The sequence below is a fragment of the Oceanihabitans sediminis genome, from assembly GCF_003337215.1.
In the GTDB taxonomy this organism is placed as follows: Bacteria; Bacteroidota; Bacteroidia; order Flavobacteriales; family Flavobacteriaceae; genus Oceanihabitans; species Oceanihabitans sediminis.
In genome coordinates, this window is the sequence record NZ_QPIG01000001.1 from 780,508 (window position 1) to 805,235 (window position 24,728).

Sequence of the window (24,728 nt, forward strand, 5' to 3'; positions counted from 1 at the left end):
CATGAAATATTTTAGTTTTCTTGTTCTCTGTATTTTTACAAGCATTTTTTCTCAAGCCCAACAAATTACGGTATTAAATAAAGAAACAGGAGAGCCTATTCCAAGTGTTGCTATCTATAATAAATCCAAATCTTCTAGCACGATTACAGATTTTGACGGAGTAGCTAATTTATATGCATTTAGGAGTGGAGAGCGTATATATTTTCAGCATCTTTCTTATCATGAGTTCTCTGTGATTAAAACAGAAATCAATTCTTCAATAATAACCTTAGAACCACTTTCATATGGTTTAGAAGAAGTGGTAATTTCTGCTTCTAAATTTAAACAGAGTAAAAGAGATATTCCGCAGAAAATTGTAAACATAAGTGCCAATAGTATTCAATTTGCTAATCCGCAAACAAGTGCCGATTTACTAGAACAATCCGGTCAGGTGTATATTCAGAAAAGTCAATTAGGTGGCGGAAGCCCTATGATTAGAGGGTTTTCAACCAACAGATTATTATTAGCAGTTGACGGCGTAAGAATGAATAACGCTATTTTTAGAGGAGGAAACCTGCAAAACGTGATTTCGATAGACCCTTTTAGTATTGAAAATACGGAAGTAACTCTAGGTGCAGGATCTATTATTTATGGTAGTGATGCTATTGGAGGTGTTATGAGTTTTTATACAAAAACGCCAAGACTATCTTATTCAGATTCTTTAAAGTTTCATGCCAATGCCACTGTTAGGTATGCGTCTGCTTCTAATGAAAAAACGGGACACTTAGATTTTAATATCGGACTAAAAAATTGGGCATTTTTAACCAATGCTAGTTTTACTTCTTTTGATGATTTAAGAATGGGTAAACATGGTCCTGATGATTATTTAAGGCCAGAATATGTTGTAACGAATAATGGGGAAGATGTTATTGTACAGAATAGCAATCCAAGAGTACAGAGATTTTCAGGTTACGATCAAATGAACTTTATGCAGAAAGCACGTTTTGAACCAAAAGAAAACCTGAGTTTTGATTTTGGTTTGTATTATTCTGCAACTTCCGATTTTCCTAGATATGATAGATTGATTCGTTATAAAGGAGATCAATTACGTTCTGCCGAATGGAATTATGGTCCGCAAAAATGGTTTATGGCCAATGCGGGTTTTACTAAGTTAAGTAGTAGAGCTATTCTATATGATAAAATTAAATTTGTATCTGCTTTTCAGAATTTTAAAGAAAGTAGAATTGACAGGAATTTCCAATCTAGCTCACAAAGAAATAAAGAGGAAAGTGTAAATGCCTATTCCGCTAATTTAGATTTTGAAAAACAAATAAGTGCTAAAACCGAAATGTTTTATGGAGTAGAGTATGTTTTAAATAAGGTAAATTCAGAAGCATACACAAAAGACATTCATGCTAATGAAACAAGTTCTATTTTAACCAGGTACCCAGACGATTCTTATTGGCAATCTGCAGCAGTGTATACAAGTTTAAAATATAAGCCAAATTCTAAGTTTGTTTTGCAATCTGGTTTGCGTTATAACTACGTTAGCTATAAGGCAGATTTTACCGAAAATAACGTCTATTTAAACCTTCCATTTGATACTACAAAAAGTAGTACAGGAGCAGTTACGGGTACTGCAGGAATTAGTTGGTTACCTAATAAAACCATGCAATGGAAATTAAACGCTTCTACAGCATTTAGAGCACCAAACATAGATGATGTAGGTAAGGTTTTTGATAGTGAACCAGGAGCCGTTGTAGTGCCAAATGAGAACTTGAAACCGGAGTATGCTTATAATGGGGAGCTTGGTTTAAAATTAGACTTTAGTAATAAAATTATACTAGATTTAGCAAGTTATTATACCTATTTAGATAATGCCTTGGTAAGACGTGATTTTACCTTGAATGGCGAAAGTGAAATAATGTATAATAACGAATTAAGCCAAGTGCAAGCAATTCAAAATGCATCTAAAGCCTGGATTTATGGTTTTGAAATTGGTATGAAAGCAAATTTGACTGAAAAACTTCAGCTTACTAGTCAATACAATATTATTGGCGGTACGGAAGAAGAAAACAATATTGAAGTTCCTGTTAGACATATAGCTCCAAACTTTGGAAACACCCATTTTATTTGGCAAAATAAAAAAGTGAAGCTTGATGCTTTTGCAGAATATAATAAGGAACTTTCTTTTGCGGATTTAGCGCCATCTGAAAAAGACAAGGATTATATGTATGCTCTAGATAGTAACGGAAACCCATATTCTCCTTCTTGGTACACGCTAAACTTTCGTGCACAAATACAACTATTAAAGAGTACCACACTAAGCGCTAGCTTAGAGAATATAACTGACCAACGTTATAAAACGTATTCTTCAGGAATTGCCTCTCCAGGCAGAAACTTTATTCTCTCTTTAAATTATAGTATTTAACTACTGTTTCTAGTTCGTTTCCCTTGTTATTAAGTCTGTTTTATTTTACTGTTTGAAAATTCTATTGTAGTTCCTGGATTTCTTTCTTTCCGTTTGGACCTTGGATACTAGTTTTTTGAGGTTTTCTATAGGTTTTCTATGGGGTTACTATGAGTCTACTATAAAGTATCTACGCTATACATACGCTATATATACGCTATACCTATAGGGAATCTAGCTAATATCTATGGATTATGGTGCATCTGTTTTTTTGATTTGTGCTTGCTGAATTTGGTTTTTATTTTCCATTTTAGCGTAAATAAAAAAGCCTACTCTATTGAGTAGGCTTTGATCTTGTAGCTTTTTAAAAAACTATCTTTTTACTGCTTTTTTACTAATAACAATTCCGTTGGATAAGGTTATTTTTGCGATATAGGTTGACTGGCTTAGCTTGTTTAAATTATACACTTCGGTGCTGCTATTTCCTTGTAGGTTGTATAATAATCGGCCTAGTACATCGTAAATTTTTACATTTTTAATTTCTACATTATTAGAAACTTGAAACTGTACATCGCCATCTTGCAATTCTATAATAGTTAGTCCGGTGTTTAGTTCGTTTTCCTCTGTAGAAAGTGCATTTTCTCTATATACAATTTCAAAACGATCATTAAATTCCCCTGCTTCTATAGAAAAACTATAGGGTGCATTGGATATATTATGTATGTAACCTAAATGCTTGTCTTTTATATAAATATTTTGATTCTCCGTTTCAAATAAGCCATCCACATAGGCGATTGCAAAGGTGTAATTACCAGGGGAAGCTATTTTAACTCCTATTGGTACCACATCTGTGTCTTGAAAAGGGAGTGCTCTACCTTGAATCACAAATCTTTCGTTATTAATTAAGGAATAGAAGTTCTGTGTATCGGTGATTGCGTCGTATAAACGATCGCGTTCTTGTGTTGCATTTTCGACATAGCCTACTAAAATACGAGATGCTGGCTGATTCTCAGGAGCTAAGTCTAGCCAAATACGATGCTTTTCAATACTACCATTTCTATAAAACTGTGTATTATCGTAGGACTTGTCCCTCATATTGTTTCTAAATTCAATAGGAAGTGTTGTGGCAGGACCGTTATTCATGTTTACCATAAAACTTTGTCCGGCAGCTATATATCCGTTAAACCCTGAAGGGCCACTGGTTGTACCTGTACCGTTATAGGTAATATAATCATTGGAAGTATAGTTATATACAAAATCTTCGTAAAAAGGATCTGGGATGGCGCTAGATGGTAAGGTACCATGTGTCCAAATATTTACAAAGCCATCTAAAGCGGCAGTATTTGCCGTGTTGTTTAGGAATTCTAAAGCGTTAATAGCAGAAGGGTAGGGATTCCCTAATAAATTCCAGTCATCGTCTTCATTTGTAGGGTTAGTACCTCTTGAAACATTCCGTGAAATTAATCCGTTAAATGGCACGCCATTATTAAATTCTGCAGTATATAGAGCAGCAGTATTGTTATAAGAGTTAGGTCCTCTAACAATATATCCAAGCCCAGGTTCCATGATTTCCCCTGCTGCATTAATCCAATTTCCTTGGGTACCATTCGCATTGGTGTCTGTTGGCCCCCATTTAAAAATAAGGTTTGTTGGAGATCCAGGAGATATGTTATTTACATTGAAACCGCTAACAGGTGATGACCAGTACACATAATCCAAACGTCTAATTTGTGTGTTTCGTAACATGCTTATATTACCTGTGTTTACCCCGGCATCATCTACTTGTATTAAGGAGCCGCTATCTAAAATATTGAAGGTGCCATTATTATTTAAACTATGATGCACGTGTATATAGTCGTTAGAGTCCACTGTTGCTGTGAATCCTGAGTTCACTGTAAGATTTCCATGCATGAATAGATTGTTAGAAACATTGGTATTAAAATCGTTATTAAGAATTACATTATAGAACTCTTCTGTTCCGATTGGTGTAACGTTATTGATGATTTGCGGGTTGTTTCCTGTGAATATAACCGTACCATTGCCTTCATTAAAAGCAGCTTCCCCTATATTATTTGTCCAATTTCCATACAGAAATAATTGTCCATCTGGAGTAGTATTGTTGTTATCGTCCATGTCTAAGGTGCCAGCACTATCTAATATTAGATTTCCATGTACTTCTAAAACATTATTAGCATCTCCCTCAAGCACTACACTATTCCCGGAAATGGTTATATTATTTGTGTATGCAATATCATTAAACTCATTGGAATAGTTTGCTGTATGGTCTATAACAGCATTATTTAAAGAAGTAGCATCAATTTGTACATTTGTATTGGATTTTGGTACCGCTAGTCCTTCCCAATTGGCACAGTTAAACCAGTTATTGTCAACATCACCTACCCATTGTCCTACCGGGTTACTTGGGTTGATGTTAAAGGTTTTTCCTCCACTTGCAGCGGTATTATCTGTTGGGTCAAAATTATAGCCAGTTAAGTTCCAGTTTCCTGCTACATCAGACACACTGTTTACTATTTCCCTTAAAGTAGCTAAGCCATGCTCTTTATCATTCTCGTAATACCCTCTAATAGAGTTTTCGCTAACCACATTAAAACATCTAAGTTCTGCTGGTAAACGAGATTGTCTTCCTGTACTGCCATTTACTCCAGAACAAGCACTAGATAAAGGCACCCAAGGGGTTCCTATAGTAATACCGTGTAAAAGTGTCCCGCTAAAGTAGTAATTTGCCTCATTAGCATCGGTAGTGCCATCAAAAGTGAAATCTCCTTGCATTAAGTACAGTTGATCATCGCCTGATGTAGATATATTAGCATGTGAGCCAGGAAAAGTAACGTTTGCGCTAAACTCAGCTGTTCTATCTGTAGAGGTTGTACCAATAGTAACGTAAGCATAGACCAAAAATGCATTAGTGGTTGTTACATTAAACCTAAGCACTGATCCTGCAGGAATCGTAGAAGTCCCGTTATATTGTATTTTTGTTTCAAAAGGTTCCTCGCTTGGATCATTACTACCCCCTCCCCATTTTTGGGTTCTTACATTTGCTGGAGCACCAGCTTCGTAGCGCGAGTTAACTAATGAAAATTCTGTTCCTGGTGTGATATCCACTAAAGTAGCTAATAAAAACTCATCGTTAGCACCACTACCATTAATTTGTCCGTCATATCCAACAAAAATTAATTCTCCAGGACTAAATATAGTGGATGTTGTTACTGTTAATGTTGCTGTGCTAGAAGTTGTACTTCCACAGGCGTTTGTTACGATAACCTGATATAGATTACCGTTGTCTGCAAGTTGTGCGTTGGTTATTGTGAGGGAGTTGTTATCTGTTCCAATATTAGACCAGGTTCCACCTCCATCGGTAGATACTTGCCATTGATAATTGGCTCCGTTAGCGCTTGTTACAGAAAAGGTAGCAGAACCTCCAACGCCAGCGGAAATATCATTTGGATTGGTATCAATAATAGGTGCGGAGGAGCTTACAAAAACCGAATAAGGTCCCACTTCATCATTCGACCAGCATCCTTCTACGTTTTCATAGGCTCTAACGTAATAGTCTCCTGAAGTTGTAACGGTTAAGTTGCTTGCCGCGTCGTTGGTTTGCGACTCTCCTAGGGAGCTATTTTGCCAATAATAGGTAACATTAGATGGGGCAGTACCAGAAAAGTTTAGAGAAGTACTAGCGGCACAAACAGGAGTAGCTCCAGTAATAGTTCCCGTAGGGTCTGCAGGAGGAGTACATGGGGTGTCACAATGAAATTCTATGTCATCAATATATACAGTTCCATTTGTTCTGTAAAACTGTATTATTGTATTTGAAGTTGTATTTATTGTTGCTGTATATTGATTAAATGAAGTAGATAATGTAAATGGAGATTCGGGAGCTGCATTCCAATTTGCGCCATTATCTGTGGAGTAATTAACTTGAACTCTACTTGAAGAAGTACTTCCAGCTGCCCAAAAGGTAATAGACTGAACATTTGCTACTTCAGGAGATGTAATGTTAGAGCCAGTTTGTGATCTTATTTGACAACTATAAGATCCAGTATGGCTATTATTACCTCTTATAACTTGGGTACCAGACCAGGTACCTGAGGATAAAGGCCATGAGCCATTTTGATATGATGTAGGCAATCCGCTTTCAAATTTTTCTTCTAAACAAGGTGCCGTATACACTGCGAAGGTTACACTAATGGTGTGTGCCTGTGTTATATTATTAAAGTCATAAGAGGTAACTGCCCCCACAGATACGCCATCTACCAAAACATCTGCTACTGCGTAGCCAGTATCTGCTGTGATGCTGTAGCTTTGGTTGTCTCTACAATTAAGAGTTGTAGTTCCTGTAGGTGTTATGGTACCGTTAGGTCCAGCAGTTGCTGTAATATCGTATGTGTGTTGCGTGTAAACGGCAGTAACGGTATGATCTGCTGTAACATTAGTAAAAGTGTATGGGTTGGCGCTACCAGCAGCCGTGCCATCAACGACCCAATGACTAAAAGTATGACAAGCATCTGGTGTTGCGGTAAAGGATTGGTTAGCTCCAGTATTTATAGTGGTTGTTCCAGGTGTTATAGTTCCTCCTGTGGCTTGTATAACGGTTATTGTTTCTGTGGTAGGCAGTACCTCTCCACTAACATTGATAGTGGGTGTTGTGCCTATTCCAGGAGTGGCATTACTAATAGTTAAGGTACCACTGTAAGTATTTATAGCTAAGCCGGCAACTAAGCGTGTGTAAATGGTTGTTGTGCCATTAAGCGATCCTGCGGGTACGGCAACAGAGTTAGCGTAGCCACCAACTTCCGTTAGTGATACCTCAAAATTGGTAGAGTTAGAAGTTATAGTGGTTCCTGCCACCAATAAGGTTCCTGTTACATTAAAACTTTGTGCTGCTGAAGGCCCTGAACCAACAGTGTAATCTAAATTTGTTAATGTGGTTGGTGTAGCTGTTATGGTTGGAGTTTGAACCGTTAGTTTAAATAAAGACAAATCTCTTTGACTACCAGTATAGCAAGCAAACCTTGGGGCACTAGAGTTATATTGCAAATCTCTACTCGTTATTGAAACATTTGAAAAAATAAAGGATCCTCCGGAATATGTAATGTTCCACCTTTGATTATTTGTTGCAACATTGTCAACAATTTGTACATTATTAGAACTTCCGGTGTAAGAAATATATTTAGAAGTATCTTCATTGTAAATGGTTCTTCCTGAGCCGTTAGTTTCAATTTTCCACACAATAGTACCTGTAGGGTCAGTAATTGTAGAGCTTATAGGGTTAATCGGTGTACGCTCTAGAAACGTTCCAGTATGGAAGTTATTCATAGCATACTTTTCTTCGCTTTCAGCAATTACATAATATCCATCTGTTAACTCAGCTAAAGAATTGATTTTAGTAAAGGTTCCAGTACCAGAGTATTGCCCAAAGCTAGACAAGCTAAAGCCTAGGAAAGCTAAAAATATTAGTGCGTACTTCTTCATCATAAGGGAGGGTTTTTGGATTAATTCAAAAACAAGTCTATAAATATAGCGAAAATATATATATGTGGTTGTTTGAGAGTTGATTAAACATTAACAAATTGTTATTATCTTGCGGGTATGAATTCTGTTAAAACCTATACTTTAGAGGAAGCTAAGCGAATGCTAGAAAATTACTGTGCTTATCAAGAACGCTGCCATAAGGAGGTTGTTGATAAACTGCAGAAAATGCGCATGATACCCGAGGCTATTGATATTGTTGTTGTGCATTTGCTGCAACACAATTTTTTAAATGAAGAGCGTTTTGCAAAGGCTTTTGTTCGTGGCAAGTTTCGAATGAAGCACTGGGGGAAACAAAGAATTACCTTGGAGTTAAGGAGAAAAGACATTAGTAAGACGATTATTAGTATCGCGCTAAAAGAAATAGAACCGGCCGAATATTTAGAAAGTTTTCATGCTCTAGCAGAAAAAAAAGCAGCTACTATAAAAGAAAGCAATCCGTTTAAGAAAAAGAAAAAACTTGCCGACTTCCTGCTTTATCGAGGTTGGGAAAGTCATTTGGTTTACGATAAAGTGAATGCCTTGTTTTAAATTACTTAAAAGCAAAGTATAGGTATTTCTCTTTTCTATTTAAAAATACAGAGCGTATTTTTCCTTTCATTTATGGCATAAAAAAAGCTGATTTTCTATTCCTTAGTAGGATAGAAAATCAGCTTGAATATTATTTAGTATTTCCTCTTATAGATTAAATACTACTCCTGCATTTACCGTAAATTGGTTATGAATTTTCTCTGCTGCCGTTAGTTTATCTGTATTATACTTAGCTATTGGTAGGTTTAACTCAGAGTATATTCCAAAACCGTTTGAAAAGAAATAACGTGCTCCAAGGTGGGAACCAAAGTTCTTTAGTCCTAGGTTTAATCCTGGGTATAGGTCAAAGTTTTCATCAATATTAAGAACGTTTCCAATATTAGCATTAAAACGCGCTTTTAAATCAAAACGATCTGTAAAGCTTGCTTTGTCTTGTACTTTTACACCAGCAACATACCTATCTTCTTTTAACTCACTTGGAATACCTAAAGCGTAAGAAGAAGTAAAACCAATAGACATATTCTCTCCTAAACCATAATCATAACTTACATTAATTCCGGTAGCATTATTTTGGAAATTTGCTCCGATTTGTACTTTTTGATCTCCGCTTCCAGAGAAAGATTGTGCGTGCATGAAACTCACACTAAACAATGCAATTGCTGCTAAAATATTTTTCATTTTTATAGATTTAAAGTTTGGTAAAGTGCAAAATTAGCTAAAATTTTGATGCGTTCTAATTATTGCTTGTTTGTTTTTCCAGTCTATCCATTTTTGCCCTTTTATTCTTCGCATCAAATTGTCAAAATGCCTCATAATAACAATATTGTAAATTGCTTTTCCTAGGTTTTTGGGGTTTCTTGCTATAGCTCGTAAGCTCATGGAGAAGCCTGGGGTGAGGTATTTCATATAGTGCCAATATCCTTCTGGCATATATAAAACTTCCCCGTGATTTAATTCGGTGATATATCCTTTTGCATGTTGCAATGCTGGCCATTTTTCAAAATCTGGATTCGAAAAATCAATATCTTCTCTAACGATTAAGGAATGCGGAATTTTATATAAATACTCATTCTGGTCTTGGTCGAATAAGATACATTGTTTTTTTCCTTCAAAATGAAAGTGAAAAATATTCGCCAAATCGATATCATAATGCATAAAGGTATGCGAATTTTTCCCTCCAAAGAACAACATAGGTAAGCCCTTCATTAGTTTTAATCCAAAATCGGGATAAGAATAATCCTTTTGAAGCTGCGGTACTTCCTTTAAAATGTTCCAAAGAAAGATGCGGTATTTTGTAGGTTTCCGTTTTAGCAAATCTACATAGTCACTCATTTTCATGGTGGCATGGGCTTGGTTAAAACCATCTTTATAGTCTACCGGTCTATCGTCATATAAAGGAACTGTTTTATCACCAGCCACTTCCTTCATATAGTCTAAACTCCATTTGCTATACGCAGGCCAATCTTCTATAAACTGCTCTATCACCACGGGTTTTTGTGGCTTAAAGTAGTTTTTTATAAAGTCCTCTTTACTAATGTCTTTAACGCGAGGAATTTCTTTAAGATTCAGTTTCAATATGGTAGATTTTAAAGGGTACAAAGTTACTAAAACCTAAGGACTTTAAAATCTTCCTAAGTATACTTTAACTAGTTATGTGTTTTTCGGTTTTGTTTTGCTAACTCGTTGCGCTCTATTTTATGCCCTGGTCTTGTCCATTTTGGTTTTTCGCCTAAAGCTTCTAGTTTAGAATCGGCAGCTTCTACTGTTTGTGGTTGTACTTTTTTGGTAAAGGGTTTTTGTGGTGTTAAGCCTAGTGTTTCAAACATTTTCATGTCCTGGTCTACATCAGGATTAGGCGTTGTTAAAAGTTTGTCGCCTGCAAATATGGAATTTGCCCCTGCAAAAAAGCAGATGGCTTGTCCTTCTCTAGACATTTGTGTTCTTCCTGCGCTTAATCGCACTTGTGTTTCTGGTAATACGATTCTGGTTGTCGCAACCATTCTAATCATGTCCCAAATCTCTACAGGTTGTTGGTCCTCTAAAGGAGTACCTTCCACAGCTACTAAGGCGTTTATTGGAGTAGATTCTGGTTGCGGATTTAAAGTAGAAAGAGCTACTAGCATTCCTGCGCGGTCTTTGATAGATTCTCCCATACCGATAATTCCACCCGAACAAACGGTAACATTGGTTTTACGCACGTTGTTTATGGTTTGTAAACGATCTTCAAAACCACGTGTTGAAATGACTTCTTTATAGTATTCTTCTGAAGAATCTAAATTGTGATTATAGGCGTATAATCCTGCTTCTGCTAGTCTTTTTGCTTGGTTTTCTGTAACCATCCCCAAGGTGCAGCAAACTTCCATATCCAGTTTATTAATGGTACGAACCATTTCTAAAACCTGGTCAAATTCTTCTCCGTCCTTTACATTTCTCCAAGCGGCACCCATGCAAACACGAGAACTACCTCCAGCTTTTGCACGTAGGGCTTGTGCTTTTACCTGCTGTATGGTCATTAAATCGTTTCCTTCTATATTGGTGTGGTAACGGGCTGCTTGTGGGCAATACCCACAGTCTTCGGAGCATCCGCCGGTTTTAATAGAAAGTAACGTACTGACTTGCACCGTATTTGGGTCATGGTGTAAGCGGTGCACAGAAGCTGCTTCGTAAAGCAGCTCCATCATTGGTTTATGGTATATATCTAGAATTTCTTCTGTGGTCCAGTTGTGTCTTATCTTGCTCATGGAGAATATGGAATTGGTGGTGTTAGCGGTTTATTTGAAAAGGTATTTCACTCCAAATAATACGTTTCCTTTTGGCATTGGCACCAGGTTGGTTTCGGTATATTCTGTATTGAAAATATTGTTTGCTGTAACTGAAAGTTCTAGAGATTTCATAGTGTAATTTACACTAGCATCTACCACAGCATAGCTTTCTCCTGAAGCTCTTTCGGCATATTTATAAATAATATTATGAGAAAGGTTTTTGATAAACTGTGTTTGTAATGCGGCAGTTGCATGGTGCTTTAATGAGTTGATAGCATATTTAGAAAAGTTGTTTACTTCTTCTAAATCATCCTCTAAAAAGGTGTAACCTGCTTTTATTTGTTGCTTAAACCCAGCTATATTGAATTTGTAAGAGGTGTTTAATTCTATTCCTTTTGTATTTAAATCTCTAAGGTTTCTTGCTTCCCATAAATCTGCTTCGTTTTCTTTTACGTAGTCGATTAATTTTTTAGAATCTCTGTTGAAAACAGCCAGTGAAGCATTAAATCTTCCGGTATTGTATTTTACTCCTAGTTCTTCTGCAATAGCTTCTTCTGGATCTAAATTCTCATTTCCTAGGGTAGTAGGATCGCTGTAATATAAGTCGGTATAAGTAGGGATTCTGTAGGTATATCCTATGTTTCCGTAGATTTTTAAATCTTCATTTAATTTATATCCGATGTCTAAACCAGGGAAGGCATGAAATTTAAAATCTGAGAAATAGTTTACAGCAACTCCCGGTGTGATGTCTAATTTATCCTGAGCTAGTTTGAATCGGTGTTCTAAAAACAGGGTTGTCATAAAACGATTTCTAGACCCTAGATTATTACTAGACAAATATACTTTTGCGATATCTACCCCAAAACCAGTAAGCCCCATTTTAGAAGTATAGGAAGCATCTAGAGAAGCTCCAACCTTATTGGTTTGGTGTAAGTTTCTGTAAACAGCAGGGTTTTCTCTTATAAAAACATAGATATCTTGGTTTCTTTTCCAATATATTTTTGGTCTAAGCGTCAGGTTTTCGTTTCTTATTTCTGTGGAAACTCCAACTAAACTAGCCTGTGTTTCTTCGTATTGGTTGATTGCTGAAGGATTTGAGTAAAAGCCATTAGCTCCAAATTTTCTTTCTTGAAAAGAAGCAATTAGGTTGATGGGGCTGTGGTTTGTATTGAAGGCGCTCTTGATGAAATAATTCTGATTGTCATAATCTGTATTATATCTATATCCTTCTGAGGTGTTTCTTGAAACTTGCACGATATGTGAAGAATTTTCAAACTGGCTAGCCACTAAAACCGAACCATGCAGTTGTCCGAAGGATCCCGCTTGTGCGTTTATGGAAACTTGGTCTTGGGTATTCTTTTTTGTTACGATGTTAACAGCTCCTGTAAAAGCGTTTTGTCCAAAAACTCTTGCAGCAGGACCTTTAATGACTTCTACGCGCTCGATAAGTTCTAAAGGAAGTGCCATGTTCATGGTGTGGTGTCCGGTTTGCGCGTCTTCCACTTTTATTCCGTCAATTAATAATAAGGTTTGATCAAATCCACCGCCACGAATGTATAAATCGGCTTGCATGCCGTCTGCTCCTCTACGTCTAATGTCTATTCCCGCCATCTGTTGTAGTAAGTCAGCTACATTGTTTGCGGCACTTTTTTCGATATCTGCTTTTGTAATTACGGTTATGGTTCTAGAATTTTCAGAAAAAGGTAAATCGATTCTAGTTGAGGTTATAACTACAGAATCTAGAAGTTGTTCTTGCTCTAAATTTTGCGCCTGTGTTGCTATGGAAAACATGGCAAGTAAAAGAAATACTGGTATACATTTCATAATAAGATAATTTCTTGTTTTTTGAGCGGCGAAATTACTACCTTTCCGGATTACTAAAGTGGTCCAGTTTTAAAATGATAAATAGTCCGGTTGAGGAAATGTTACAATCTTTGATTTTTTTCGAAAAATCTCCCAATACACCTATTTATATACAAATAGCGCAGCAAATGATTAATGCTATTCAGCGTGGATATTTACCTGAAGGAGCTGCTTTGCCGGGAACTAGAAAGTTTGGAGAACTATTTTCTATAAACAGAAACACGGCAGTAGCTGTTTATGAGGAGCTTGCCTCCCAAGGTTGGGTAGATATTGTGGCCAATAAAGGAACTTTTGTTTTAAAGCCAGAACGAAAAACTGCTGCTTTAAGAGGTGTTTCACAGGGATTAGAGCATTTAACCGCTTATCCTTTGACGGCCGGTTTTCCTTTTCAATCCTCTTTTAATTTAGCATCAACCGACGAATCTTCTACCTGTACATATGTAATTAACGATGGGCAAGCAGATTTGCGTTTGCATCCTACGCATTCGTTTTCTAGGTGGTATAGCGCATCTATGAAACGATCAAGATTAGTTTCTAAATGGAACCAGCCGCAAGAACAGTCTTATGCTGTTTTTAGTAAGGAGTTGCGTAATTATTTAAATGCTACAAGGGGGTTTCATATACAACCGAATAATATTGTAAGTACGCGAAGCACTGAGATGAGTCTGTATATCGTTTCGCAACTTTTGATAGAAAAAGATGCTGTGGTTCTTGTTGGAGATTTGAGTTCTTATAAATCGAATATGATTTTTCAGCAAGCAGGAGCTAATATTATTCCTATTCCAGTAGATGCACAGGGTATAGATGTAGATTTTATTGAAAAAAACTTCACTAAAAACCGCATTCGCTGTGTGTATGTTTGTGCACATAGGCAATACCCAACCACGGTAAGCCTTTCAGCAGAAAGAAGATTGAAATTATTACAGCTTGCCAAAGCTTACGGTTTTGCAATTATAGAAGATGATTTTGATTATGATTTTCAGTTTGATGGATCTGCTATGTTGCCTATGGCTAGTTCTGACGGGGAAGGAGTTGTAATTTACTTAGGAAGGTTAGGGCAGTCATTTTTTCCTAGTTTTCAAATTGGATTTGTTGTTGCTCCTGAAAACATTATTAAGGAAGCCAAAAACTATTTACAGCTGTTAGATAGGCAAGGAGATTTGATACAGAAACAAATGCTTCAAGAGCTTATTTCGGAAGGAGAAATACATCGGTTAATAAAAAAGAATATTACTGTTTATAAGCAAAGACGAGATTGTTTATGTGCGGCGTTAGACATGCATTTTAAAGAGGTTGCAACGTGGCAAGTTCCTGTGGGGGGCTTAGCGGTTTGGTTACAATTTTCTCCAACTATTTCCCTGATTAAACTAGCTGAAAAAGCAAAGGAAAAAGATTTGTTTTTGCCAAAAACCATATTGTATCAAAATAGAGAGGTGTGTGCGATACGTTTAGGTTTCGGGCATTTAAACGAAGATGAAATAGAAGCGGTAATTACTATTTTAAAGGAATCTTACCGTGAAGTTTCAAGCTAGGCTTCAGCATAAAAAAAGCAGCTATTTTACCGTTTTAGAAGTGAAATAGCTGCTGGATGATTCTTTTGAAAATTATTTTATCTCCATAAACTCGTCAAATAAGGTATAGAATTTTTCAGGTTCTTCTAAATACGGATTGTGACTACTTTGTTCAAACATTACAAATTGTGCTTGTGGCATGAATGTTTTGTATTGCACGGCAAATTCTGGAGTAGAAACCCCATCATAACGACCAGCGATAATGAGTGTTTTTGCTTCTACATCTTTTAATTTTCGTCTGTAGTCTTGGTTAATCATGCTTCCGGCAACGTGAAAATCGCCATCTACACCAATAATGGTTGTATATACATCATTAGCCCAGCCTCTAAATTTTTCTTTTGGTACATTTTGCTTCAGTTTTGTGTTGTGGTAATAAATGTACTTGGTAGGAAAGCTTCCGTAAAGGGATTTTAAAGGCTCTTCGCTAGAAAGATATCCTAGGGCGCGAAGTGAATCTACTTTTTTCCATTTTTCTGGAAAATGTGTTTTTGCATAGTGGTTGTAGCTGTCGCAGTTTGCTTGCCACATGGCACCTGAGTGAAACCCATTTATTAGCACCATTTTATCTACATTATCTGCGTATTTTATGGCATAGGCTTGGGCAGGAACCGTACCGTAAGAATGGCCTACCAAAGATATTTTGTCAAAGTTTAGGAGCTTTCTTAGTTTTTCGATAAGTAAAACATCCTTTTCTACAGCATATTCCGAAGCATCTTTCGCATCGTCACTTTTTCCTCTACCAATCCAGTCAAAAAACACAACGGTATTGGTTTTGTAGTAGTGACCAAAGTTTCCTTGCATATAATCGTGGGAGTTTCCTGGTCCGCCTGGAAGAAAGAATATAGGGTCGCCGCTTCCTTTCATTTCAACATTTATTTTGTAGCCATCAATAGTATAAAATTTAGATTCAAATTTTTCGAATATTTCCGGGTCCTGTTGTGCTAAGGCCGGAAGTTGTAAGCATAGAAGGAATGCGAAAAGGGTTTTAATAAAAGATTGCATCATGAACTATTTAGTTTGTTTTTTGAATATTGAATAAGGTATTGCACGTTTCACATTTATACTTGTCTTTTGCGTAAAAGGGAAGCGTTCCAGAAAGGAATCCTATTAAAAAGGAGAAAAAAGATTTAAAGTCTGTGATGGTAGAAACCATTATAACGCGTTTGCTATTACAGTTTATACAAGCTATTGCTTTGCCTTCATCACTTATAGAATATTTCTGTATATTTTCTAGAATATGCTGTGCTTTCATGGCGTCTTCCGCATATACTTTCAATTTTACTCCACCAATAGCATTACTCACTAAAGGATCTGTGTCTATAGTAAGGTTATCACTTAAAAACACCGGGATGCCTTCCGATTCTAAGCGTCCTTTTATTATTTGCGCTTCTGCCGAGTACTGATATTTAGCTATGACTTTAAAAAGGTCGCTCATGATTTACCCTATAAAGGGGAGTTTTGTCTACTGTTGCTTTAGAATACTAAATGTACTAAAAATTATTTCAGTAATACTCCTTTTTAGGCTAGCTATTACCTTCTAGATTTTTGTGTTTGTTAAGAATAGATTGTCAGCCTGGTAATTTATTAGAGTATGTACCCGATTCTTTTTAGTTGATAAGATTTTTGTTTGTGCAGAAATAGAAATCTCTTTTCCTTTATCTTTGCAGTCTATGTTTGCACTAGTAGATTGTAATAATTTCTATGCTTCTTGCGAACGTGTTTTTAACCCTAATTTACAAGGAAAACCAATCGCTATACTTTCTAATAACGATGGTTGTGTTATCGCACGTAGCGACGAGGCCAAGGCTTTGGGTTTACCCATGGGAGCCCCTATTTTTCAATGGGAAGCTTTTTGTAAAAACCATGATATACAGGTGCATTCTTCCAATTATCCTTTGTATGGGGATATGAGTTCGCGGGTTATGGAAATCCTAAAACAATTTACTCCAGATGTTGAGGTGTATAGTATAGATGAATCCTTTTTAGCATTTAAAGGTTTTGAAAACTATGATTTACATAGTTACGGCATACAAATTAGGAAACGTGTTTTGAAATGGACAGGAATTCCTACTTCTGTAGGTATAGCACCGACCAAAGCTTTAAGCAAGGTAGCTAATAAGATAGCTAGAAAATATCCTGCGGAAACCAATGGCGCCTATGTAATAGATACTGAAGAAAAGCGAATTAAAGCCTTAAAGTGGACGAAGATAAAAGATATTTGGGGAATTGGCCGTGCATTAAGCAAACGCTTAGAAGCAAAAGGATGTAAGACGGCTTACGACTTTACACAGTTGTCAGACGCATGGGTTAAAAAGAATTTCTCGGTTACCGAAGCCCGTTTAAAACGTGATTTAGAGGGAGTTCCTACCTTGAAGTTAGAAGAACAAGTAACTAAAAAAGTAATTGCTACTACGAGAAGCTTTGAACATACTTTTTCTGATATAGAAAACATCAAAGAACGTATTTCGACGTTTGCAGCTATATGTGCAGAAAAACTACGTAAACAAGGCTCTAGCTGTCATGTGGTTATTGTGCAGCTAAGTAGTGATAGGCATAAAAGCGATTTAGAGCAGCATAGAAGCAGTATTATGGTGAGTTTATCTTGTCCTAGTAATTCCTCTTTAATTATAAGTAAAGCCGCAGTACAGGCAGTGTCTTCTATTTTTAAAAAGGGAATTAAATATAAGAAAGCAGGAGTTATTGTTTCTGGATTAGTACCTACAGATAATTATCAGCTACATTTGTTTGAACAGGAAAACCCTAAACATCGTTATTTAATGGAGGCTATAGATGCAGTGAATATGAAATATGGCGATTATAAAATCAAACTAGGAAGTCAAGATTTAAAACGGACCTGGAAAATGAAGCAAGAACGTTTGTCGCCAAGATATACTACTAATATAAAGGATATTATTCATGTAAAATAAATTTAAGTAGCAGCGATAATCTCATAAATTAGAATTAATTTTATAATTGAAATAAAGATGTTTTTTCGAAGCTTCGGAAAAATATACATGTTAAAATAAGTTTCCAATGTTATTACACCAATCTAATGCCCTTACGTTTTTTACACCAGAGATTTTAGAAGATTCTGGTGCTACTTTTTTTGATACCGGAATTTCTTGCGGATTTCCTTCTCCTGCAGAAGATTTTAAAGAAAACCGCATCAGTTTAGACAGGGAGTTAATAAAAAATAAAGAAGCTACTTTCTTTGCGAAAGTTAGTGGACAATCTATGATAGGAGCAGGACTAGAGGATAGTGATTTATTGGTTATAGATAGAAGTTTAGAGCCTGCAAATAATAAAATAGCTGTTTGTTTTTTAGATGGCGAGTTTACTGTAAAGCGATTGAAAGTAGATGCAACAGGAGTTTGGTTACAACCGGAAAACCCAGATTATCCTGTTATCAAAATCACAGATGCTAATGATTTTGTTATTTGGGGAATAGTAACCAATGTGATTAAAAAGGTGTGATTAAAAGCTAAAAACTATTACAAAAAAAAACGCTTCAGAATTTCTGAAGCGTTTTTTTATATCATTTATGTTTGTAATTAGTCAGCTAATACAATCACTTTGTTGTCTTTCATTTCGATAGTACCCGACTTTATTTTTAAAAGTAAGATTTTATCGTCATCGTTATGTGGTTGTACCTCACCATGTAGTTCATCAAAGACTAAATGACTTTGCGTATGCGTGTGAATTTTTATTGTTCCTTCTTTCAATAATGAAACGATAGGAGCGTGATTATTTAACATTTCAAAATCACCGTTAACTCCAGGAACTACAACAGAATCCACTTCACTGCTAAATAAGGTTGCTTCTGGTGATACAATTTCTAAGTACATAGTTTTTTAGTATTTAGTATTTAGTAATTAGTATTTAGTAGTGTTGCGCTACTTGGATACTATTTACTGCTTACTGGTTTAGGCTTCCGCTAACATTTTCTCTCCGGCTTCGATAGCTTCTTCGATAGAACCTTTAAGGTTAAACGCTGCTTCTGGTAAGTGATCTAATTCACCGTCCATAATCATGTTAAATCCTTTGATAGTTTCTTTGATATCTACTAATACCCCTGGGATTCCTGTAAATTGTTCAGCTACGTGGAAAGGTTGTGATAAGAAACGTTGTACACGTCTTGCTCTACCTACAGCCATTTTATCTTCTTCAGATAATTCTTCCATACCTAAAATAGCGATAATATCTTGTAATTCTTTGTATCGTTGTAATAACTCTTTTACTCTTTGTGCACAAGCATAGTGCTCTTCCCCTAAAATATCTGCTGTAAGAATTCTAGAAGTAGAATCTAAAGGATCTACCGCTGGGTAAATACCTAACTCAGCAATTTTACGAGATAATACTGTTGTAGCATCTAAGTGAGCGAATGTTGTAGCTGGAGCTGGATCTGTTAAATCATCCGCTGGTACGTATACCGCTTGTACAGATGTAATAGAACCTCTTTTGGTTGAAGTAATACGCTCTTGCATCGCACCCATCTCTGTTGCTAATGTAGGTTGGTAACCTACCGCAGAAGGCATACGACCTAATAATGCAGATACCTCAGATCCTGCTTGTGTAAAACGGAAGATATTATCAACGAAGAATAATACGTCTTTCCCTTGTCCTTCACCAGCACCATCTCTAAAGTACTCAGCAATTGTTAAACCAGATAATGCAACACGCGCACGTGCTCCAGGTGGTTCGTTCATTTGTCCGAATACGAATGTAGCTTTAGAATCTTTCATAGCAGATTTATCTACTTTTTGTAGATCCCATCCACCTTCTTCCATAGAATGCATAAAGTCATCACCATACTTGATAATTCCTGACTCTAACATCTCACGAAGTAAATCGTTTCCTTCACGAGTTCTTTCTCCTACTCCTGCGAATACAGAAAGTCCACCGTGTCCTTTAGCAATATTGTTAATCAACTCTTGGATTAATACCGTTTTACCTACACCGGCACCACCAAATAAACCAATCTTACCACCTTTTGCATACGGCTCGATAAGGTCAATTACTTTAATACCTGTGAATAAAACTTCTGTAGAAGTTGATAAATCTTCAAATTTTGGTGCTTCTCTGTGAATTGGTAACCCAGCATTCCCTGCTTTAGGTAAATCTCCAAGACCATCAATAGCATCTCCAATTACATTAAATAAACGACCATATACGTCATCACCAATTGGCATTTGTATAGGAGCTCCAGTAGCATTCACTTCTGTTCCTCTACTTAAACCATCTGAAGAATCCATAGCAATAGTACGTACTGTGTTCTCACCAATGTGAGATTGTACCTCTAATACTAGAATAGAACCGTCTGGTTTTTTAATTTCTAACGAATCATAAATCCTTGGAAGTTCAGCGCCAGCGTCGAATTCAACGTCGATAACTGGACCTACTATTTGTGCAACTTTACCTGTAACTTTTGACATTACTTTTATATTTAATGTTTGGTATAAATTAATTGCGAAAACATTACATTATTCTATTTTGTTTAGAACAAGGTTTTTTCGCGCTGCAAATATAGTGGTTTTAATTTAAAAAATTAATGAAAAATTACAGCTTTTTAATCCATAAAAAAACACCTTCTATTTGAAGGTGTTTTTTAGTATGTTTTATTCCGGTTTAGTTAATATATACTCCTGTGTAATTTGCAGGGTTTACTTTAGGAACATTTGCGTTATATGTAGTGTTTATTAACTCTATCATTTTGTTTGCAACAATAGCATATCCTCTTGGGGATAAGTGTACTCCATCTAAAGAGAAAGCCCCTCCTGTTACAAAGTCGCTTGTTACTGTAACAGATCCAGAAGTAATTCCTGTAGTTGCTGCTTGGCTTAAGAAAGCATTTGCATCAAATAAAGGAAGATTGTTTGCTGCTGCTGCATCTGCAATAACTTGGTTAAATGCTTGAGTAGCTGTAGCAATTTCTTCTTGCTCTGATGGGGTTAATACCCACTTATCACCTAGAGGTATCGCAACACCATTAACAGACATAGGATTTCCTGGGTCTGCTAGAGTTCCTATAAAACTAGATGCAGTTAATACTATTAAATCTTCGCTTGTAGCTTGTCTCATACCTATTAAAGCAGGGTTGTAAATAGTTAAGTCAGACAAGTCTTCATCCATAATTACTACAGCATTATTGCTTCCTTCAGCAAAATTAATCATTCTGCTATCTGCTTCTTCTTGCGTTAAGTTTACAGGTGGAACACCTACTAAACTTTGTACACCAGCGTTATATGCAGCATAAGCAGCATTAACAGCACCAGCAGTTGGAGCGTCTAAAGGAATTGGATTATGAGGTACCACGGTAAAGTGTGGTGTATCTGTTACATTAGGAATATTTGCTACAATTCCGTTAGGAGAAGCTGAAACTAAAGCAGATACAACCATATTGTATGCTCCTGTAAAGGTAGCTGTGTCTGTTATTGGGTTAGAGCCGTCTCCCCCAGAAGCAGCATAACCTAATACGTCGTTATTTCCAATCCATAAAGAGAAGAAAGTAGGGTTCATTGCTAAAGCATCTTCTAAAACGGTTGCATTAGGTTGTGAAGCCATACGTATAAAGTAAGGGTTTGCATTTGGGAAGTTCGTCATATTCCCAAAACCAGGTGCCAGTAAATGTCCTACTTTTGCACCTGGAACTCCCATATTGTTATACGGACCAGGTATTGTTGTCATTAATTCGGTTGTTGATGGAGCAGGGTATGTAACTGGCACTTGCGCCGCAGTATCAAAAATTAACCTCGGTGGAAATAAATTAGCTCCCGTAATTGGGTGTAAAATTGGGTTTCCTCCTAAAACAAAACCTCCTATATCATCATTCATTAATGGTTGTGTAAAATTACCACCACCTACAACTGCAAATTGATTTGCAAGTATGTTTGGGAAAGATACATTTTGCCCTTTAGCAAATAATGCTCCGTCTGAATATCCCGCAGTAAGCGAGTTTCCAACAGCAACAAAGCTTGAAAAATCTGCGTTTCCACTAGTGTATTCTACTGCTGTAGTTTCCTCAAATATTGGATCTGCTAGTCTAGTGTCATCACTTTCACAGGCAGTAAATGAGATTACCGAAAATGCTAGTAACCATATATAATTTGTTCTCATAACTTCTTTTTTTTATTGATTAATTGTCCATGAAATAAAATACTGAGCACCTACAGCTCCAGAACCTGGCGCACTTACATAATCATGACCTAAAATATTTGATCCACCAACTTTGAAAGTTGATTTCCATTTTGGAATTGTATAGTTGATTTGCGCATCTATAAGGTTTCTAGCAGGAATATATCCGTTATGGAAAGTAGATTGCCATAAGTACTTGTCATTCCATCTCCAGTTAACATTAAATCCGAAGTTTTGGAATAATTCCGTTTTACCAAAAGAAGCTTTAACTTTATGTTCTGGTGTATTGAAACCAGGCTCAAAATCTGGATCTGTAGCTTCGTCAAAATCAAACTGTGCATAGGTATAGTTTAGACCAAAATCAAAACCGTTAAGTACTTTTGTATCTACACCAATGGAAGCACCGTAAGAGTTGATATCTGCTTTAGAGTTTGTGTATGTTTGGTAAGGTTGGAAATCTCCGTTTTGTAAAGCAAGTAGGGAGTAGGAGTTGTCTCCAACTTCTCCATATAGAGGCGTTAAAACAGTTCTTGTTGATATGAAATCTTTATATTTATTATAGTAAGCACTTAAGTCGATATTAAATTTACTCACTCTCCCACGGTAACCTAATTCAAAAGCACTTACATGCTCTGGTTTTACTAAGGCTACATTAGCAGCTACAGGCGCTCCGTTGTTTACCGAAGTTAAATCAAAAGCGTTGCTATACGCATCTCCACCATTTAATGGTACGGTTGCGCTACCCGTGATTGCTTGCCCAGTAGTACTAAGTTGTGAGCTTGTTCCTGTATAACGATCTAAGTTTGCAGGAGCTGAACCAACTAAGATAGCACGTCCGGCTTGTAAACCAATAAATAAATCTTGCGTAGTTGGGTTTCTAAATCCAGATTGGAATGAACCACGTATGTTGTGATTTTTTAATTCATCTGCTGCATATACGAATGAAATTCTTGGTGATACGAAACCGTCAAAGAATTCTGATTTGTCATAACGTAAAGAACCTGTGAATTTTAATCTTTCTTCTAATAATTTTTTCTGAAGTTGTACATAGGCACCGTATTCATTGTAGTTAATAGGTCCGTCGTTATCTGTATAAATTGTTCCAAATGAATTTAAAGAATATTGTCTAAAAGAACCACCCGCCATAATATCTACGAAATCTACTAGATGTGCGAAATTATAGTTAGCATCTGCATGGTATATTTTAGAAGCATCTTGAAACTTTGCTCCTGTTGCTAAATCCGGATCAGCTGTTACGATATCAAAAGCTCTTTCGAATTGTGGTGTTCCAGGAATAAGTCTACCAGAATCGGCATTAGCTCTAGCTGTTGCATGAGCTTGTGCTAATTGCGCTTCGTTAGGATCAAATATTCCTTGACCAGCAGTTGCACCTAGGAAACCTGCTGCATAATCTTCAAACCATTTTTGGTCTGGTTTCCAAAATCTATTAATGTTAATACCAGCAAATCTAGAATCGAAGGAGTTACCTGCTTTTTCTGCTGTAACATATCCTCTTACAAAGAAGTTGTCATTTCTAAGTTCTAGTTTGTGTTGTTGCATAAAGAAATCTTTAATGCTATATCTATTTGCTCCTTGGTAGATAGTGTTTCCGCGACCTACCTTAGAGTTTAATACGATTTCAAAATCATTTTTCCATGGCTTGAAGTGTAAAGCAAAATCTGCTTTTAAGCTTTCTGCTTCGTAATCTATTAAATCACTTTCGTTATAACCTGTTCTTGAGATATAGTGCTTACCATAGTTAGAGGCAAGTGGAATAGGAAATGCGTTTGTAGAAGCAATATTATCCATGTCTAAAGTTGTAGCTACCTCATCACCATATACATTTAAACCGTCGTAACCTGGGTTTTCACGAGTCCATCCTCTATTGTTATAATCTGTATAATCTGTAGCATACCACTCCGTACCTTTTAAGTAAGACACAGAAGCTTTTGCAGCAAAAGCATCACTAAATTTGTTAGCAACTCTCACACCGATATCATAAAACTGATTATCTCCAGCGTTATCACTAGAAGTTAAACCTGTTTTTACATAAGTACTTACTCCTGTATGGTCGAAAGGGTTTTTACTTGTCATGAACATGATACCGTTAAATGCGTTAGCACCATATAATGCAGAAGAAGCTCCTGGAAGCAGCTCAACCGTATTCACGTCTAATTCTGACATCCCTAATAAGTTTCCTAAAGCGAAGTTAAGTGCAGGAGAGGAGTTGTCCATTCCATCCACTAATTGCATAAATCTTGTGTTTGCAAAACCAGCAAAACCTCTGGTATTCACTGACTTAAAGGTTAAGCTGTTGGTATTCATATCTACACCTTTTAAGTTTTCTAGAGAATCAAAAAACGTAGCCGAGCTAGAAGTTTTAATACCCTTAGCATCTAAACGCTCTACAGTTACAGGGGATTCTCTAATTCGTTCAGGCGTTCTAGAAGCCGAAACTACAACCTCGTCTAAAGCTGTTCCTTCATTTAAAACAAAGTTTATATTTTGGTTATTAGCGGTAACCTCTTGTGTTGTAGATTCAAAACCAATACTACTTGCTTGAATTGTAAAAGGTGGGTTTTGATTTACTGTTAAGTTGAAATTACCATCAAAATCTGTTACGGTACCAGATGATGTACCTATAACAATTACGTTTGCACTAGGAATAGGAATGTTGTTGTTATCCACTACTGTTCCTGTTATTGTTGTTTGTGCAAAAGTTATTCCGCAGCAAAACATCAATAAAATCGAAAGAATTGTTCTCATTTTTTAGTTTTGGTTTAGTTATTTAAGCCAATATAAATAAATTTATGAAAACTTTAAGAAAATTTGTGGTAAAAATAAAACGCGCCTATTAAGTTTCATCATAAGATTTCACTAATATGCGCGTATTTTATATTTGTTTACACTAAAAGTGTAAATCGTATTTTT

16 protein-coding genes are annotated in these 24,728 nt (G+C 36.3%); 5 read left to right on the forward strand and 11 right to left on the reverse strand.

What is annotated here, in order from left to right; translation table 11 throughout:
- The first annotated feature begins 1 nt into the window (after position 1).
- Entirely contained in the window at positions 2-2,410 is a 2,409-nt protein-coding gene (locus DU428_RS03540) for a TonB-dependent receptor (protein WP_072347560.1), read from the forward strand.
- A 351-nt stretch (positions 2,411-2,761) separates the two neighbouring features.
- On the opposite strand, the gene DU428_RS03545 is transcribed toward DU428_RS03540, so the two are convergent.
- Positions 2,762-7,885 (reverse strand): T9SS sorting signal type C domain-containing protein, encoded by a 5,124-nt coding sequence (locus DU428_RS03545; RefSeq protein WP_113965810.1) that lies wholly within the window; start codon positions 7,883-7,885, stop codon positions 2,762-2,764.
- Positions 7,886-7,999: 114 nt separating this feature from the next.
- On the opposite strand from DU428_RS03545, the gene DU428_RS03550 reads away from it, so the two are divergent.
- Entirely contained in the window at positions 8,000-8,470 is a 471-nt protein-coding gene (locus tag DU428_RS03550; RefSeq protein WP_113965811.1) for a regulatory protein RecX, read from the forward strand.
- 147 nt (positions 8,471-8,617) lie between these two features.
- On the opposite strand, the gene DU428_RS03555 is transcribed toward DU428_RS03550, so the two are convergent.
- The 4 genes from DU428_RS03555 to DU428_RS03570 all read right to left on the reverse strand — a co-directional run bounded on the left by DU428_RS03555 (position 8,618) and on the right by DU428_RS03570 (position 13,056).
- Positions 8,618-9,148, reverse strand: a complete 531-nt coding sequence (locus DU428_RS03555; RefSeq protein WP_113965812.1) for a DUF6646 family protein — start codon at positions 9,146-9,148, stop codon at positions 8,618-8,620.
- 33 nt (positions 9,149-9,181) lie between these two features.
- Positions 9,182-10,045, reverse strand: coding sequence for a cupin-like domain-containing protein (locus tag DU428_RS03560; RefSeq protein ID WP_072347552.1), 864 nt, complete (start codon positions 10,043-10,045; stop codon positions 9,182-9,184).
- A 71-nt stretch (positions 10,046-10,116) separates the two neighbouring features.
- Entirely contained in the window at positions 10,117-11,211 is a 1,095-nt protein-coding gene (gene bioB / locus DU428_RS03565; RefSeq protein ID WP_072347550.1) for a biotin synthase BioB, read from the reverse strand.
- A 30-nt stretch (positions 11,212-11,241) separates the two neighbouring features.
- Positions 11,242-13,056 (reverse strand): TonB-dependent receptor plug domain-containing protein, encoded by a 1,815-nt coding sequence (locus DU428_RS03570; RefSeq protein WP_113965813.1) that lies wholly within the window; start codon positions 13,054-13,056, stop codon positions 11,242-11,244.
- 74 nt (positions 13,057-13,130) lie between these two features.
- Between DU428_RS03570 and DU428_RS03575 the strand changes: the two genes are divergently transcribed.
- On the forward strand, positions 13,131-14,627 hold the full coding sequence (locus tag DU428_RS03575) for an aminotransferase-like domain-containing protein (protein ID WP_113965814.1): 1,497 nt from the start codon (positions 13,131-13,133) through the stop codon (positions 14,625-14,627).
- Between the two features lie 72 nt (positions 14,628-14,699).
- Here DU428_RS03575 and DU428_RS03580 read toward each other — a convergent pair whose 3' ends face one another.
- Positions 14,700-15,671 carry an alpha/beta fold hydrolase gene (locus DU428_RS03580; protein WP_243633441.1) on the reverse strand — a complete coding sequence of 324 codons (972 nt, stop codon included), beginning with the start codon at positions 15,669-15,671 and terminating at the stop codon, positions 14,700-14,702.
- Positions 15,672-15,678: 7 nt separating this feature from the next.
- Positions 15,679-16,101 (reverse strand): putative signal transducing protein, encoded by a 423-nt coding sequence (locus DU428_RS03585; RefSeq protein WP_072347544.1) that lies wholly within the window; start codon positions 16,099-16,101, stop codon positions 15,679-15,681.
- Between the two features lie 235 nt (positions 16,102-16,336).
- Here DU428_RS03585 and DU428_RS03590 point away from each other — a divergent pair, with 235 nt between their 5' ends.
- Together DU428_RS03590 and DU428_RS03595 are read left to right on the forward strand one after the other, a co-directional pair.
- The gene (locus tag DU428_RS03590) at positions 16,337-17,593 is read left to right on the forward strand and encodes a Y-family DNA polymerase (protein ID WP_113965815.1); all 1,257 of its coding nucleotides are present in this window, start codon (positions 16,337-16,339) and stop codon (positions 17,591-17,593) included.
- A gap of 106 nt (positions 17,594-17,699) precedes the next feature.
- The gene (locus DU428_RS03595) at positions 17,700-18,140 is read left to right on the forward strand and encodes a LexA family protein (RefSeq protein ID WP_072347537.1); all 441 of its coding nucleotides are present in this window, start codon (positions 17,700-17,702) and stop codon (positions 18,138-18,140) included.
- Positions 18,141-18,217: 77 nt separating this feature from the next.
- Here the strand turns inward: DU428_RS03595 and DU428_RS03600 are convergent, their stop codons facing one another.
- The 4 genes from DU428_RS03600 to DU428_RS03615 form a co-directional block, all read right to left on the reverse strand.
- Complete coding sequence (locus DU428_RS03600; protein WP_072347535.1) at positions 18,218-18,511, reverse strand: F0F1 ATP synthase subunit epsilon; 294 nt, start codon at positions 18,509-18,511, stop codon at positions 18,218-18,220.
- A 78-nt stretch (positions 18,512-18,589) separates the two neighbouring features.
- Positions 18,590-20,098, reverse strand: coding sequence for a F0F1 ATP synthase subunit beta (gene atpD, locus DU428_RS03605; protein WP_072347533.1), 1,509 nt, complete (start codon positions 20,096-20,098; stop codon positions 18,590-18,592).
- A gap of 193 nt (positions 20,099-20,291) precedes the next feature.
- On the reverse strand, positions 20,292-21,779 hold the full coding sequence (locus DU428_RS03610; protein ID WP_113965816.1) for an SGNH/GDSL hydrolase family protein: 1,488 nt from the start codon (positions 21,777-21,779) through the stop codon (positions 20,292-20,294).
- A 12-nt stretch (positions 21,780-21,791) separates the two neighbouring features.
- Positions 21,792-24,563, reverse strand: a complete 2,772-nt coding sequence (locus DU428_RS03615) for a TonB-dependent receptor (protein ID WP_113965817.1) — start codon at positions 24,561-24,563, stop codon at positions 21,792-21,794.
- Between the last annotated feature and the right edge of the window lie 165 nt (positions 24,564-24,728).

Bases quoted from the DNA above. Each gene is read 5' to 3' on its own strand.
- DU428_RS03540 (WP_072347560.1), top strand. From the start codon at position 2: ATGAAATATTTTAGTTTTCTTGTTCTCTGTATTTTTACAAGCATTTTT.
- DU428_RS03545 (WP_113965810.1), bottom strand. From the start codon at position 7,885: ATGATGAAGAAGTACGCACTAATATTTTTAGCTTTCCTAGGCTTTAGC.
- DU428_RS03550 (WP_113965811.1), top strand. From the start codon at position 8,000: ATGAATTCTGTTAAAACCTATACTTTAGAGGAAGCTAAGCGAATGCTA.
- DU428_RS03555 (WP_113965812.1), bottom strand. From the start codon at position 9,148: ATGAAAAATATTTTAGCAGCAATTGCATTGTTTAGTGTGAGTTTCATG.
- bioB (WP_072347550.1), bottom strand. From the start codon at position 11,211: ATGAGCAAGATAAGACACAACTGGACCACAGAAGAAATTCTAGATATA.
- DU428_RS03570 (WP_113965813.1), bottom strand. From the start codon at position 13,056: ATGAAATGTATACCAGTATTTCTTTTACTTGCCATGTTTTCCATAGCA.
- DU428_RS03575 (WP_113965814.1), top strand. From the start codon at position 13,131: ATGATAAATAGTCCGGTTGAGGAAATGTTACAATCTTTGATTTTTTTC.
- DU428_RS03580 (WP_243633441.1), bottom strand. From the start codon at position 15,671: ATGATGCAATCTTTTATTAAAACCCTTTTCGCATTCCTTCTATGCTTA.
- DU428_RS03585 (WP_072347544.1), bottom strand. From the start codon at position 16,101: ATGAGCGACCTTTTTAAAGTCATAGCTAAATATCAGTACTCGGCAGAA.
- DU428_RS03590 (WP_113965815.1), top strand. From the start codon at position 16,337: ATGTTTGCACTAGTAGATTGTAATAATTTCTATGCTTCTTGCGAACGT.
- DU428_RS03595 (WP_072347537.1), top strand. From the start codon at position 17,700: ATGTTATTACACCAATCTAATGCCCTTACGTTTTTTACACCAGAGATT.
- DU428_RS03600 (WP_072347535.1), bottom strand. From the start codon at position 18,511: ATGTACTTAGAAATTGTATCACCAGAAGCAACCTTATTTAGCAGTGAA.
- atpD (WP_072347533.1), bottom strand. From the start codon at position 20,098: ATGTCAAAAGTTACAGGTAAAGTTGCACAAATAGTAGGTCCAGTTATC.
- DU428_RS03610 (WP_113965816.1), bottom strand. From the start codon at position 21,779: ATGAGAACAAATTATATATGGTTACTAGCATTTTCGGTAATCTCATTT.
- DU428_RS03615 (WP_113965817.1), bottom strand. From the start codon at position 24,563: ATGAGAACAATTCTTTCGATTTTATTGATGTTTTGCTGCGGAATAACT.